The following is a 235-nucleotide window of genomic DNA, read 5'->3' as shown; positions in this document are numbered from 1 at the left end:
AGCGACCCGGAAAGATCGCGAATGCCGTAAACAGTACCCTTGTCGCCGTTGATTGCGGAACTGATGGAGCCAGAGTTGGTGAACGAGGGCAGGTTGGCGCCAGCGCCGATCTGAACAGCGGTCGCTGTATGGTCGCCGGTGCCAACCACCCCAGCCTGGATTGTATTGGTGTTGATCAGGGTCGGCGTCGTTACGCCGGAATTGATCCAGATGGTTGTTGCATCGGCGTCCTTGG

The 235-nt window shown here is 58.7% G+C and carries 1 protein-coding gene; it reads right to left on the bottom strand.

Features of this window, described 5'->3' with window-relative positions:
* On the bottom strand, positions 1–235 hold a 235-nt coding region (locus tag ACM0OW_RS25930), incomplete at both ends, for a hypothetical protein (RefSeq protein ID WP_414553601.1).

This window comes from Anabaena sp. CCY 0017 (assembly GCF_963920885.1).
Lineage (GTDB): Bacteria > Cyanobacteriota > Cyanobacteriia > Cyanobacteriales > Nostocaceae > Nodularia.
The sequence above is the reverse complement of the archived record's forward strand: the minus strand, read 5'-3'. Positions and strand labels throughout refer to the sequence as shown.